Source organism: Crossiella sp. CA198, from assembly GCF_052078295.1.
GTDB lineage: Bacteria > Actinomycetota > Actinomycetes > Mycobacteriales > Pseudonocardiaceae > Crossiella.
Genome location: NZ_JBQJIM010000022.1, coordinates 178529 through 190886, shown reverse-complemented (window position 1 = coordinate 190886; position 12358 = coordinate 178529). Strand labels below are relative to the sequence as shown.

13 protein-coding genes are annotated in these 12358 nt (G+C 70.8%); 7 read left to right on the top strand and 6 right to left on the bottom strand.

Annotation, left to right across the window (positions count from 1 at the left end):
- Positions 1-166 precede the first annotated feature (166 nt).
- The 3 genes from ACTOWY_RS32750 to ACTOWY_RS32740 form a co-directional block, all read right to left on the bottom strand.
- A complete protein-coding gene (locus ACTOWY_RS32750; protein WP_441313456.1) occupies positions 167-1387 on the bottom strand; it encodes an acetyl-CoA C-acetyltransferase in 1221 nt (406 codons plus the stop codon).
- A gap of 33 nt (positions 1388-1420) precedes the next feature.
- Positions 1421-2374, bottom strand: coding sequence for an SGNH/GDSL hydrolase family protein (locus ACTOWY_RS32745; RefSeq protein ID WP_441313455.1), 954 nt, complete (start codon positions 2372-2374; stop codon positions 1421-1423).
- A 183-nt stretch (positions 2375-2557) separates the two neighbouring features.
- A complete protein-coding gene (locus tag ACTOWY_RS32740; protein WP_441313454.1) occupies positions 2558-2986 on the bottom strand; it encodes a hypothetical protein in 429 nt (142 codons plus the stop codon).
- A gap of 176 nt (positions 2987-3162) precedes the next feature.
- Between ACTOWY_RS32740 and ACTOWY_RS32735 the strand changes: the two genes are divergently transcribed.
- The 4 genes from ACTOWY_RS32735 to ACTOWY_RS32720 all read left to right on the top strand — a co-directional run bounded on the left by ACTOWY_RS32735 (position 3163) and on the right by ACTOWY_RS32720 (position 8369).
- A complete protein-coding gene (locus ACTOWY_RS32735; protein WP_441313453.1) occupies positions 3163-4533 on the top strand; it encodes a cystathionine beta-synthase in 1371 nt (456 codons plus the stop codon).
- Between the two features lie 90 nt (positions 4534-4623).
- The gene (locus ACTOWY_RS32730; RefSeq protein ID WP_441313452.1) at positions 4624-5757 is read left to right on the top strand and encodes a hypothetical protein; all 1134 of its coding nucleotides are present in this window, start codon (positions 4624-4626) and stop codon (positions 5755-5757) included.
- Positions 5758-5845: 88 nt separating this feature from the next.
- Positions 5846-6985 carry a cystathionine gamma-synthase gene (locus ACTOWY_RS32725; RefSeq protein WP_441313451.1) on the top strand — a complete coding sequence of 380 codons (1140 nt, stop codon included), beginning with the start codon at positions 5846-5848 and terminating at the stop codon, positions 6983-6985.
- An 85-nt stretch (positions 6986-7070) separates the two neighbouring features.
- Positions 7071-8369: an erythromycin esterase family protein gene (locus tag ACTOWY_RS32720; protein ID WP_441313450.1), complete on the top strand. Its 1299-nt coding sequence runs from the start codon at positions 7071-7073 to the stop codon at positions 8367-8369.
- Here the strand turns inward: ACTOWY_RS32720 and ACTOWY_RS32715 are convergent, their stop codons facing one another.
- Both ACTOWY_RS32715 and hppD read right to left on the bottom strand, forming a co-directional pair.
- A complete protein-coding gene (locus ACTOWY_RS32715; protein WP_247755754.1) occupies positions 8370-8615 on the bottom strand; it encodes a hypothetical protein in 246 nt (81 codons plus the stop codon).
- Between the two features lie 117 nt (positions 8616-8732).
- Entirely contained in the window at positions 8733-9893 is a 1161-nt protein-coding gene (hppD, locus tag ACTOWY_RS32710) for a 4-hydroxyphenylpyruvate dioxygenase (protein ID WP_441313461.1), read from the bottom strand.
- 196 nt (positions 9894-10089) lie between these two features.
- On the opposite strand from hppD, the gene ACTOWY_RS32705 reads away from it, so the two are divergent.
- From ACTOWY_RS32705 to ACTOWY_RS32695, 3 genes are read left to right on the top strand one after another with little or no spacing between them, the layout of a single operon-like run.
- The gene (locus ACTOWY_RS32705) at positions 10090-10581 is read left to right on the top strand and encodes an Lrp/AsnC family transcriptional regulator (RefSeq protein ID WP_407645106.1); all 492 of its coding nucleotides are present in this window, start codon (positions 10090-10092) and stop codon (positions 10579-10581) included.
- Positions 10582-10597: 16 nt separating this feature from the next.
- Positions 10598-10945 (top strand): hypothetical protein, encoded by a 348-nt coding sequence (locus ACTOWY_RS32700; RefSeq protein WP_441313449.1) that lies wholly within the window; start codon positions 10598-10600, stop codon positions 10943-10945.
- Positions 10946-10968: 23 nt separating this feature from the next.
- Positions 10969-11802 (top strand): CPBP family intramembrane glutamic endopeptidase, encoded by an 834-nt coding sequence (locus ACTOWY_RS32695; RefSeq protein WP_441313448.1) that lies wholly within the window; start codon positions 10969-10971, stop codon positions 11800-11802.
- A gap of 52 nt (positions 11803-11854) precedes the next feature.
- Here ACTOWY_RS32695 and greA read toward each other — a convergent pair whose 3' ends face one another.
- A complete protein-coding gene (gene greA, locus ACTOWY_RS32690) occupies positions 11855-12340 on the bottom strand; it encodes a transcription elongation factor GreA (protein WP_374205616.1) in 486 nt (161 codons plus the stop codon).
- Between the last annotated feature and the right edge of the window lie 18 nt (positions 12341-12358).

Here is a 12358-nt window from a genome sequence, read left to right as displayed (position 1 = left end):
GCACGTCGCTCAGGAACTCAACGGCCGTCCACGCAAAACGCTCGGCTGGGCCACCCCAGCCGAGCGTCTGCGTGATCTACTCACCGCCTAAACCACAGCGGTGTTGCAACGACCCCTTGAAACCGCCCTCGCCGGGGGCCTTCCTCGTTGTCCGGGGCGCCTCAGCTCAGCTGAGGCGCTCCAGCACCATGGCCATGCCCTGGCCGCCGCCAACGCACATGGTCTCCAGACCGATGGTCTTGTCGTGCCAGGACAGCGAGTTGAGCAGGGTGGTGGTGATCCGGGCGCCGGTCATGCCGAAGGGGTGGCCGACCGCGATCGCGCCGCCGTTGACGTTGACCTTTTCCAGCGGGATGCCCAGGTCGCGGTAGGACGGGATCACCTGGGCCGCGAAGGCCTCGTTGATCTCGACCAGGTCCACGTCGGCCACGGTCAGCCCGGCCCGCTTGAGTGCCTGCTGGGAGGCCTGCACCGGGCCAAGGCCCATGATCTCCGGGGACAGCGCGGACACGCCGGTGGAGATCACCCGCGCCAGCGGGGTGATGCCGAGCTGCTTCGCCCTGGTGTCGCTCATGATCACCAAGGCGGCGGCGCCGTCGTTGAGCGGACAGCAGTTGCCCGCGGTGATCCGCCCGTCCGGCCGGAACACCGGCTGCAGGGTGGACACCTTCTCGTAGCTGGTGCCTGCCCTGGGGCCGTCGTCGGTGCTGACCACGGTGCCGTCGGCCAGTTCGACCGGGGTGATCTCGCGGGCCCAGAAGCCGTTGGCGATGGCCTTCTCGGCCAGGTTCTGCGAGCGGACGCCGAAGTGGTCCATGTCCTCGCGGGTCACGCCCTTGGTCAGGGCGAGGTTCTCCGCGGTCTGGCCCATCGGGATGTAGACGTCGGGCAGCAGCCCGGACTCGCGCGGGTCGACCCATTCGCTCGCGCCGTGTTCGGCGGCGTGCTGGGTGCGCGCCTGCGCGTCGGCGAAGAGCGGGTTCTGGGTGTCCGGCCAGCCGTCGGAGTTCCCGCGCGCGTAGCTGGAGACGATCTCCACCCCGGCGCTGATGAAGACGTCGCCCTCGCCAGCCTTGATCGCGTGCAGGGCCATCCGGGTGGTCTGCAGGCTGGAGGCGCAGTAGCGGGTGACGGTGGTGCCGGGCAGGTGGTCGTACCCGGCGAGCACAGCCACCGCGCGGGCCATGTTGAAGCCCTGTTCACCGCCGGGCAGCCCGCAGCCCAGCATCAGGTCGTCGATCTCCCGCGGGTCCAGCTCGGGCACCTTCGCCAGTGCGGCCTTGACCATCTTCGCGGTCAGGTCGTCGGCGCGGACATCCTTCAGGGAGCCCTTGTTGGCGCGGCCGATGGGGGAGCGGGCCGTCGCCACGATCACGGCTTCAGGCATGTCGAGAACTCCTTTGTTCGCCTGAAGCGCAGCCTACTGTCCGGTAACGGCGGCGGAGTGTGACGTTGCCGGGGGCACCTGCTTGAGCCGCCGGTTGAGCCCGGCCACCAGCTTCGCGGTGGGCCGCCGGGCCTCGGCGGCGGCCGAACGGGTGGGCTGGGCGGGCAGCGGACCGCCGTCCCAGACCCGGGCGGCCACGCACAGCTCGGGCAGCAGCACACCCACCGCGGCGGCGTACCCGGCCGCGGAGGGGTGGAACATGTCCTTGCTGAACAGTTCGCTGGGCCGGGTCAGGAACTCCGGCGAGAGCAGATCGGCCAGGGCCACGGGCCGTCCGCCCGCTGCTTGCACGGCCCGGCGCTGGGCCCTGGCCAGGGTGAGACTCCAGGAACGCACCAGCGCGCGCAGCGGCTGCGCGATCGGCCGGATCGCGCCCAGGTCCGGGCAGGTGCCCACGACCACGGCCGCGCCGGTCCCGGTGAGCGAGCGCACCGCGGCGCCCAGCATCAGCGCGCAGGCGGCCGGTCCCAGCCGGGCGGTCACGTCGTTGCCGCCGATGATCACCAGCGCGACATCGGGCGGGGTCAGTAGTGCGGCCTCGGTCTGTCCGGCCAGCTCCCGGCTGGTCGCGCCGCTGATCGCGTGGGTGAGCAGGTGCACCGGGCGCTCGGACTCCTCGGCCAGGCCGCGGGCCAGCAGCACCCCTGGCAGCTCCTCGGTGGTGTCGCAGCCGACCCCGGCCGCGGAGGAGTCGCCGAGCACGGCGAAGACCAGGGGATCGCCGGTGATCCGCGGGTCGGCCGGCGCGAGCGGGCCGCTGCCGTCGGACAGGTACACGCCGTCGGCGCGCAGTGGCGCCGCCGGCACTCCGATGATCTTCCGAGCCCGTTTGGACTGCTCGGTGAGCAGCCCGTACGCGGCGCCGGACAGTCCGCCGACCGCACCCGCGGTGAAGACCGCGGCGCGGAGAATACGAAGTCCGAACACGGCTCGTGCCTCCCCTCCGCCTGGTGGTTCCCCCAATGGCCCCACACACCAGTTGTTCACCCAGTGTTCCGTACATAAGGCCAAACGGGTTAACGGAGGGTAGATGGTTTTACTTCCCACTTTCGGGTGAGGCAAACAAATTCGAAGCCGCCCAACGGGATTAGCCTGATCGTGAGCTTCGACTCAGGCGCGCTCGGCCGAGAAGGGGACCTCGGCCCGGTGCAGCGGGTCGTCATAGTGCCCGAGCAGCGCGGACAGCTGGTGACCGAGCCCGGACAGCGGGAACGGGATGGCCTTGCCCTCGAACTCCGGCTCCAGCAGCGCGGGCTCCAGCAGTTCGGCGCCGCGCCCGAAGGTCAGCGCGAACAGGCGGCCGTCCACCTCGGCCAGCAGGGCGGAGTCGGCGCCGCCCGTCCCGGCCAGCGTGAAGTGCTCGGCCAGCTCCTCCGGACCCGGCTCGCCGTCCTGCGCGCGCACCGCCAGCGCACAGGAGAAGTCCAGCTCAGCGCGGGGGAGCAGGCACACGATGTCCGGCTGGCCGCGGCCGGGCAGGGCGAGGGCGTCCCCGAAGGAGAGGGCGTCGGTGGTGAACAGGTGCACCGTGAGTTTCATGGCTACCCCCGACGCGAGACCGGCTCAGAACGGATCTTTCCGACAGGCCAAGAATACGTGACCTGGCGGTGGACGAGGGTGTCCAAGAGTGGCCCGTGCCAGGGAGTAGCAGCGATCGGGTGACGCTGCGCCAGCTACGCTGACCCGGACGTCTCAACTACTGGGAGGACCGCGCGGTGGAGTACGCCGAGCACGTGATGGACCTGGTCGGCAACACCCCGCTGGTCAGGCTGAACTCCCTGACCGAGGGTCTGAAGCCGCTGGTGCTGGCCAAGGTGGAGTACCTCAACCCCGGCGGCAGCGTGAAGGACCGCATCGCGCTGCGCATGATCGAGGCGGCCGAGGCCTCCGGCGAGCTGCGGCCCGGCGGCACCATCGTGGAGCCGACCTCCGGCAACACCGGCGTCGGCCTGGCCCTGGTCGCCCAGCGCAAGGGCTACCGCTGCGTGTTCGTCTGCCCGGACAAGGTCAGCGAGGACAAGCGCAACGTGCTCAAGGCCTACGGGGCCGAGGTCGTGGTCTGCCCGACCGCGGTCGCGCCGGAGCACCCGGACTCCTACTACAACGTCTCCGACCGCCTGGTCACCGAGATCCCCGGCGCCTGGAAGCCCAACCAGTACGCCAACCCGCAGAACCCGGAGTCGCACTACCACTCCACCGGCCCCGAGCTGTGGAAGCAGACCGACGGCCGGATCACCCACTTCGTGGCAGGCGTGGGCACCGGCGGCACCATCTCCGGCACCGGCCGCTACCTCAAGGACGCCTCCGGCGGCAAGGTCAAGGTCATCGGCGCCGACCCGCACGGTTCGGTCTACTCCGGCGGCACCGGGCGGCCCTACCTGGTCGAGGGCGTCGGCGAGGACTTCTGGCCGACCACCTACGACCGCACCGTGTGCGATCAGATCATCGAGGTCTCCGACGCGGACTCCTTCGACATCACCCGCCGCCTGGCCCGCGAGGAGGGCCTGCTGGTCGGCGGCTCCTGCGGGATGGCCGCGGCGGCCGCGCTCAAGCTGGCCGAGGGCCTGACCGAGGACGACGTGGTGGTCGTGCTGCTGCCGGACAGCGGCCGCGGTTACCTGTCCAAGGTCTTCAACGACTCCTGGATGGCCTCCTACGGCTTCCTGACCGCCGACCACAGCAGCGCCTCGGTGGGCGATGTGCTGCGGCGCAAGGACGGCACCCTGCCCGAGCTGGTGCACGTGCACCCGAACGAGACCGTCGCGGACGCCATTTCGGTGCTGCGCGAGTTCGGCGTCTCGCAGATGCCGGTGGTCAACGCCGAGCCGCCGCTGATGGCCGCCGAGGTGGCGGGCGCGGTCAACGAGAAGGACCTGCTGGACGCGCTGTTCGCGGGCGAGGCCGCGCTGGCCGACCGGGTGGAGACGCACATGTCGCCGCCGCTGCCGACCATCGGCGCCGGCGAGTCGATCAGCACCGCGATGAAGGCGCTGACCGACGCGGACGGCGCGATGGTGCTCATCGACGGCAAACCGGCCGGTGTTGTCACCCGACAGGACGTGTTGGGCTTTCTCGCGGGCCGATAATGCGCGTTGGGACTACGCCCGTTCGGAGCATCCGATAGCGTTGCCGCAACCACACGACGGCCAGCCACCCCGAAGGGGGTAAGGAACCCGATGAGCGCTCCGCAGCCGCCCCAGCAGCCGTATCCAGGCCAGGGTGGGCAGCCGCAGGCTGATCCGCAGAGTGGCGCGGCCGACCCGACGCCGTCCCCGGCGCAGGGTCTGCCGACGACCACGCACACGCCGCACGCCGACACCACTCAGGTGATCTCCTCGGCGCTGGGCGCATCCGCGGGGCAGTCTGCGCAGCCCGCCAACCCGGAGGCCACCCAGGTGGTCCAGCCGGGCGGCGCCGCGCCGGCCGCACCCGCGCCGGATGCCACCCAGGTGGTGCCGCCGGGCCAGCAGCCGCCGGTGACGCCGCAGTACGCGCCGCCGTCCTTCGCCCAGCCGCAGCCCGCGCCGCAGCAGCCGACCGGGCCGCAGGCCCAGCCGCAGCAGCAGTGGGGGCAGCAGCCCCAGGCCCAGCCCGGTCAGCAGCAGTGGGGCCAGCAGCCCCAGCAGCAGCCCGGGTACCCGCAGACCGGCGGCCAGCCCCAGCAGCAGTGGGGTCAGCAGCCGGGCACCGGCCCGCAGCCGCAGCAGCAGTGGGGCCAGCCCCAGGCGCAGCCCGGTCAGCAGCAGGGCTGGGGCCAGCAGCAGCCGCAGCAGGGTTACGGCCAGCCGCAGCAGGGCTGGGGTGGCCAGCAGCAGGGCTACGGCGCGCAGCCGTACGGCCAGGCAGGCGGCAGCAACACGCTCGCGCTGGCCATGTGGATCACCATCGGGCTGGTCGGTCTCCAGCTGATCCTGAACGTGATCGGCCTGATCAACCTGCTGAGCCTGCCGTCGCGCTTTGTCACCGGTGGGCTCTGGGCCGGTGTCATCATCGGTCTGCTGATGGTCATCGGCGTTGGTGTGATGGCCTTCCTGGCCGGCTCGCAGGGTGCCGGCTGGGCCCGGATCACCATCACGGTGCTGGCAGGCATCGGGCTCATCTTCGCGCTGATCGGCGTCGCCGCGGCAGGCTTCACCGCCATTCTCGGCATCCTGGTCTGGGGCGGTGTGATCGCGGTCTGGTGGCTGCCGTCCACCACCGCGGGCATGAAGCTCAAGCAGGCCCAGCGGCCGCAGCCGATGGGTGGCTACGGCCAGCCGCCGCAGCAGCCGCCCTACGGCGGTGGCGGCGGGGGTTACCCCGGCTACTGAGCCGTAGCGAAAACCGTAAACGAAACTTCAGCCCCCGGCCCGCCAAGGCCGGGGGCTGATCGTTTCCCGGGCACGTAGGCTCGGCCCCATGAACGACGGCTTCGCGACCAGGGCCATTCACGCCGGCCAGGACCCCGACCCGACGACCGGGTCGGTCATCGTGCCGATCCACGCCACCTCCACCTACGCCCAGGACGGCGTCGGCGGACTGCGCGGCGGCTATGAGTACTCCCGCACCGGGAACCCCACCCGGACCGCGCTGGAGACCTGCCTGGCCTCGCTGGAAGGCGGCAGGCACGCCCGCGCGTTCGCCTCCGGCATGTCCGCCACCGACGCGGTGCTGCGCTCGGTGCTGCGCCCCGGCGACCACCTGGTCATCCCGGACGACGCCTACGGCGGCACCTTCCGGCTGGTGGACAAGGTGCTCTCGCAGTGGGGCATCGAACACACCCCGGTCCCGGTCTCCGACGTGGACGCGGTGCGGGCCGCGATCCGGCCCAGCACCAAGCTGCTGTGGGTGGAGACGCCCACCAACCCACTGCTCAACATCGCCGACATCGCCGCGCTGGCAGGCGTGGCCCAGACCGCGGGCGCGAAGCTGGTGGTGGACAACACCTTCGCCTCCCCATACCTGCAGAACCCCCTTGAGTTCGGCGCCGACGTGGTGCTGCACTCCACCACCAAGTACATCGGCGGCCACTCCGACGTGGTCGGCGGCGCGCTGATCACCAGCGACGACGAGCTGGCCGAGCAGTTCGCCTTCATCCAGAACGGCGCGGGCGCGGTGCCCGGCCCGTTCGACGCCTGGCTCACCCTGCGCGGCCTGAAGACCCTCGCGGTCCGGATGGACAAGCACAGCGACAACGCCGAGCTGATCACCCAGGCCCTGCTCGACCACCCCAGGGTCGGCGCGGTGCTCTACCCGGGCCTGCCCGACCACCCCGGTCACCACGTGGCGGCCAAGCAGATGCGCCGCTTCGGCGGGATGATCTCCTTCACCGTCACCGGCGGCGAACAGGCCGCACTGGAGGTCTGCGCCAAGACCCGGCTGTTCACCCTGGCCGAATCCCTCGGCGGGGTGGAGTCGCTGATCGAGCACCCCGGCAAGATGACGCACGCCAGCACCGCGGGCTCGCTGCTCCAGGTCCCGGCCGACCTGGTGCGCATCTCGGTGGGCATCGAGGACGGCGCCGACCTGGTCGCCGACCTGCTACAGGCGCTGGACTGAGCACGCGGGGGTAGAGCCTGCCCCCGGAGGAGGTCGGCAGCCCGCGCCAGTGCCCGGCGCGGGCTCGCCGACCAGCATTGACCGCATGGCAAGTCAGCGAACTCAGCTCAGCAGGCGGGCACTGCTCGCGACCGCGGTGCTCGCGACGGGGGCGCTGCTCACCCCCGTCGCGGCCCAGGCCGCACCGGACCCGGTGCGCGCGCTCGACCAGGCCGCGCATCCGTTGCACCGCACCGAACCGGGTCGCGGCCACGCCGACCTGCGGGCCCTGGGCCGCATGATCGGCGAAGCCAAGGTGGTCGGCCTCGGCGAGGCCACCCACGGCTCGCACGAGTTCTTCACCATGAAGGAGCGGGTCTTCCGCTACCTGGTGCAGGAGAAGGGTTTCCGGGCTTTCGCGCTGGAGATGAGCTGGCCGGCCGGGCTGAAGATCAATGAGTTCCTGCAGACCGGCGAGGGCGATGCCCGCGCGATCGCCAAGGAGACGCTGAGCGGCTCACCCTGGGACCGCGAGGAGTTCGTCAGCCTCATCCAGTGGATGCGCGAGCACAACCGCCGCAACCCTGGCCGCACCGTGCACTTCGTCGGCGATGACCTCGGCGCGCCCAGGGTCGGTGACGAGTTCTTCGACCGGGTGACCGGGTACCTGCCCGCACTCGGCGAGTACTACACCGGCCTGCGCCCGCTGGACGACGTCTTCGCCTACCTCCGCAAGCCGGTGGCAGAGCGCGAGCGGCAGGCCGAGCTGGCCCAGCAGGCGCTGGACCGGATCAGCGGGCTGCCCCGCCGCGGCCCGGAGTTCGAGCTGGCGGTGCAGAACGCCCGCTCCATCGCCGAGACCGCGCACTTCCTCACCGTGGACCTCGGCGACCCGGCGGGGCTCGCGCGGTTCCAGCGTTTCCGGGACGAGGTGATGGCGCGCAACGTGCTCTGGTGGCAGCGGCAGACCGGGCACAAGGTGCTGGTGTCGGCGCACAACAGCCACATCGCCTACGTCGCGGACAACCCGGCGGCCTACCCCAAGTCGCAGGGGGCCTTCCTGCGCGACCAGCTGGGCGCCGGTTACCTGCCGATCGGCTTCACCTTCGACCGGGGCTCGTTCCTGTCCACCGACGGCGCCCTCGGCGGCGCCTGGCGGAAGTTCAGCGTGGGCGCGGCCGAGCCCGGCATGAACGAGCACACCCTGGACCGGGTCCGCCACCGGGACTTCTACCTGGACCTGCGGAGCGCGCCGACCGCCGCCCGCGCCTGGCTCGCCGGCGCCCGGCCCACCCGTGGCATCGGCACCGTCTTCCCCCAGGAGAACCACACGGTCGCGCTCGCCCGCTCCTACGACGTGCTCATCCACCTGCACGAGGTGCGGGAAGCGGAGCTGCCGAAGTGATCAGACGCCGGGCGGGGACTGCTGTTCGGCCGGTTTGACCGGCTCGGGCTGCTTGGGGCCCACCGGCAGGTCGTCCCGCTCCACACAGCCGCCGATCAGCTCGACGATGCCGTTGTGCTGGACGTACTGGCCGGGATCGTGGCAGCTCACCCGCACCACGGTGAAGACCGCGGCCCCGGTCAGCAGCGCGGCGGTGCTGAGCGCGACCGCCAGCGGCAGCGCACCGCTGCTTCGCACTCGTGCCATCCGGCCACCTCCGAGCCCATCCCTCGCGTAAGCCTACCGAACACCGCGCGGCCGGGCGGACCTTCCCCGGGATCGCTATCCCAGGGAACGGTCCGGCCGGCCGCGCGGTTCAGTTGGTCAGAGGTTGCCGCGGCGGTCCTGCTCGCGCTCGATGGCCTCGAACAGGGCCTTGAAGTTGCCCTTGCCGAAGCCCAGCGAACCGTGCCGCTCGATCATCTCGAAGAACACCGTCGGCCGGTCGCCGGTGGGCTTGGTGAAGATCTGCAGCAGGTAGCCGTCCTCGTCCCGGTCGACCAGGATCTTGCGCCGCTTCAGCTCCTCGATCGGCACCCGCACGTTGCCGATCCTGGCCCGCAGCTCCGGGTCGTCGTAGTAGGAGTCCGGGGTCTCCAGGAACTCGATGCCCGCGGCCCGCATGTGGTCCACGGTGGCCAGGATGTCGTTGGTGGCCAGCGCGATGTGCTGCACGCCGGGGCCGCCGTAGAACTCCAGGTACTCGTCGATCTGGGACTTGCGCGCGGCCACCGCAGGCTCGTTGAGCGGGAATTTCACCCGGTGGTTGCCGTTGGCGACCACCTTGCTCATCAGCGCCGAGTAGTCGGTGGCGATGTCGTCGCCGATGAACTCGGCCATGTTCACAAAGCCCATGACCCGGTTGTAGAACTCGACCCAGTAGTCCATCTTGCCGAGTTCGACGTTGCCCACGCAGTGGTCGACTGCCTGGAACACGCGCTTGGGCGCGCCCTCGGGCTTGCGGTAGGCGCCCTTCCTCGGCTGGTAGCCGGGCAGGTAGACGCCGGTGTAGCGGCTGCGGTCGATCAGGGTGTGCCGGGTCTGGCCGTAGGCGGCGATGGCGGCGATGCGCACCGTGCCGTGCTCGTCGGAGACGTCCTGCGGCTCGTCCAGCACGGTCGCGCCCTGCTTGCGCGCCCACTCGATGCACTTGTCCACGTCGGCGACCTCCAGCGCGAGGTCGGTGACCCCGTCGCCGTGCGCCCGGTGGTGGTCGAGCAGCGCGCTGTCCGGGCGCACCCCGCCGGTGATCACGAAGCGGGCCGAGCCGGACTTGAGCACATAGGACTTGTGGTCCCGGTTGCCGGTCTCCGGGCCGGAGTAGGCGATCAGCTCCATGCCGAAGGCCACCTGGTAGAACAGCGCGGTCTGGGTCGCGTTGCCGACCACGAAGACCACCGCGTCCATCGACTTCACCGGGAACGGGTCCCGGCTCTCGTCGTAGTCGACCAGGCCGACGAGCTGGCGGAGCTGGTCGAAGCTCACGTCGTCGATGCTCTTGTCCGGGCTGTGGCTGATCGTCTCGGTCACGTTTCCTCCAACTGCCCTGGCGGTCAATTCGGTGTCCGCAGCATGAGGTCGCGTGACAAGCTGTGCAACACTCAGTAAATTCACTGGGCAATCTGCTCAGTACCATCGGGTAATATCCGATCAGAGTGAGCAGACTGACCAGGAGGTGTGGGTGCTTCCCGCCGACGACGAGGCGCTGGACGCGCTGGACGCCCGGTTGTTGCTGCTGCTCACCGACGAGCCGAGGCTGGGTGTGCTGGAGTGCTCCCGGCGGCTGGGCGTGGCCCGCGGCACCGTGCAGGCCCGGCTGGACCGGCTGGTCAGCCGGGGCGTGCTCGGCGGCTTCCCGCCCGCGCTGGACCTGGCCGCGATGGGCTACGGCCTGACCGCCTTCGCCGTGCTGGAGATCGCCCAGGGCCACCGCGGCGAGGTGACCGCGCACCTGGCCGCGATCGACGAGGTGTGCGAGGTGCACGCCACCACCGGCCAGGGCGATCTGCTGGTGCGCATGGTGGCCAGGGACAACGACGACCTGCAGCGGGTGATCGACGAGGTGGTCGACGTGGAGGGCGTGCGGCGCACCTCCACCTCGATCGCGCTGTCCACCCCGGTCCGCACCAGAGTGAGACCTTTGCTGGAACGGCTGGTCGGCGACGGGCATTGAGCCCATCCTGGGAGGTATGCGTGCGCACGAGGTGGAGATCGGCGCGACCTACCAGGTTCGGCCGCAGCACGACCACGGCACCCTGGCCTGGCTGTTCAGCGGACCGGATGAGTTCGAGCTGACCGTCACCGGCGCCGGCGCGATGCTGGGTGAGGTGTCCGCGGTGGTCGGTGTCCGGGTGATCGACCGGCACAACGTCAGCCTGCCGCTGCCGCCCGAACAGGCCCGGCGGATGGGCCTGCCGCCGGGGGTGGATTATCTGGTGCAGGGCGTCCTGGTGGACGCCGCGTCCGGGGCGCTGGTGAGCAGGCCGACCATGGAGTCGGTCACGGTGCCGGTGAGCTGGCTGTTCCCGGTGGCCTGACCGAACTTTCGCGGGGAGCCCTGGTGCGGTGGTGGTTGGCGGCGGGCTGGGCCGCGTTCGGGCTCAGCTCGCTGGGGTTGCTGCTGACCGGGCACGGCTCGGTGCCGGTGGCGGGCGAGGGCGCGATCGGGGTGTCCGTGCTGGGCAGCGCGGTGACCGCGGCGGCCGCCCTACTGCTGATCCGGCTGGTGCCGCCGGAACTCGACGGTGGTTTCCGCCGGCTGGACCGGACCCGGTTGCTGCGCCAGACCTGGCTGCTGCTCGGACTGGCGGTGCTCACCCCGCTGGCCTTCGGGCTGCTGGTCGCGCTGGACCTGGATCGCAGCCTGGGCCTGCTGATCAAGCTGCTGATGTTCTTCATCGCCCCGCTGGCCGGACTGGCGCTCAGCGGCGGCATCCGGCTGCCCCGGATCCGGCCCGCGGCGGTGTGGCGCTGGCTGGGCCCGGTGCCCGCGATCGTCGGTTACCTGTGGCTCTTCCACGGCCCGTTCGGCCAGCGCGAGGACGCCCTGGAGGTCAGCTCGCTGAGCACGCTGGTGGTGACCGTGTTCCTGGTCTTCCTCACCGCCAGCGTGGGCGAGGAGGTCTTCTACCGGGCACTGTTGCAGACCAGGCTGGAGGCGCTGCTCGGCCGCTGGCCTGCGATCCTGCTCGGCTCGCTGCTGTTCGCGCTGATGCACCTGCCGACCCGGCTGGCCATCCTTGGTGATCTTGGTTACACGCTGGCCGCGGTGATCGCCGTGCAGGGCGTGTTCGGGCTGGTCACCGGTTACCTGTGGAGCCGGTACCGCAACCTGTGGGCGGTGATCGCGCTGCATGCCGGGGTCAACCACCTCAGCCTGCTCTGGCTGGTCTGAACACACCGAACGGGCCCGGGAAAGCCCCGGGCCCGCTCAGTGAAAGCGCTGGTCAGCTCTGGTACGGCACCGCGTCCAGCAGGGTGACCTTCATGGTGCGGCCATTCGGCGTCGCGTACTCGCGGGTCTCGCCGACCTTGGCCTGCAGCAGCGCCGCGCCCAGCGGGGAACTCGGCGAGTAGACCTCCAGGTCACCGTGCGAGCCCTCCTCACGGGTGGCCAGCAGGAAGGTCTCCTTCTCGTCATCACCGTCGTAGCGGATGGTGACGACCATGCCCGGCTGGGCGATGCCCGAGTCGGTGGGCGCCTCACCCACCTTGGCCTGCCGCAACAGCTCCTGGAGCTGCCGGATCCGGCCCTCCTGCTTGCCCTGTTCCTCGCGCGCGGCGTGATAGCCGCCGTTCTCCCGGAGGTCGCCCTCCTCACGGCGGGCGTTGATCTCCGCGGCGATGACCGGACGGTTGGCAATGAGATCGTCCAGCTCGTGCTTGAGCCGGTCGAAAGCATCCTGGGTCAGCCAGGTCACGGTCTCGGCCACGGTCACCACTCCTCGTCT

What these genes read in the sequence shown, in the direction of transcription:
- ACTOWY_RS32700 (WP_441313449.1), top strand. Translation starts at nt 10,598, where the DNA reads ATGCGTGCGCACGAGGTGGAGATCGGCGCGACCTACCAGGTTCGGCCG.
- ACTOWY_RS32725 (WP_441313451.1), top strand. Translation starts at nt 5,846, where the DNA reads ATGAACGACGGCTTCGCGACCAGGGCCATTCACGCCGGCCAGGACCCC.
- ACTOWY_RS32715 (WP_247755754.1), bottom strand. Translation starts at nt 8,615, where the DNA reads ATGGCACGAGTGCGAAGCAGCGGTGCGCTGCCGCTGGCGGTCGCGCTC.
- ACTOWY_RS32740 (WP_441313454.1), bottom strand. Translation starts at nt 2,986, where the DNA reads ATGAAACTCACGGTGCACCTGTTCACCACCGACGCCCTCTCCTTCGGG.
- ACTOWY_RS32750 (WP_441313456.1), bottom strand. Translation starts at nt 1,387, where the DNA reads ATGCCTGAAGCCGTGATCGTGGCGACGGCCCGCTCCCCCATCGGCCGC.
- ACTOWY_RS32720 (WP_441313450.1), top strand. Translation starts at nt 7,071, where the DNA reads ATGGCAAGTCAGCGAACTCAGCTCAGCAGGCGGGCACTGCTCGCGACC.
- ACTOWY_RS32730 (WP_441313452.1), top strand. Translation starts at nt 4,624, where the DNA reads ATGAGCGCTCCGCAGCCGCCCCAGCAGCCGTATCCAGGCCAGGGTGGG.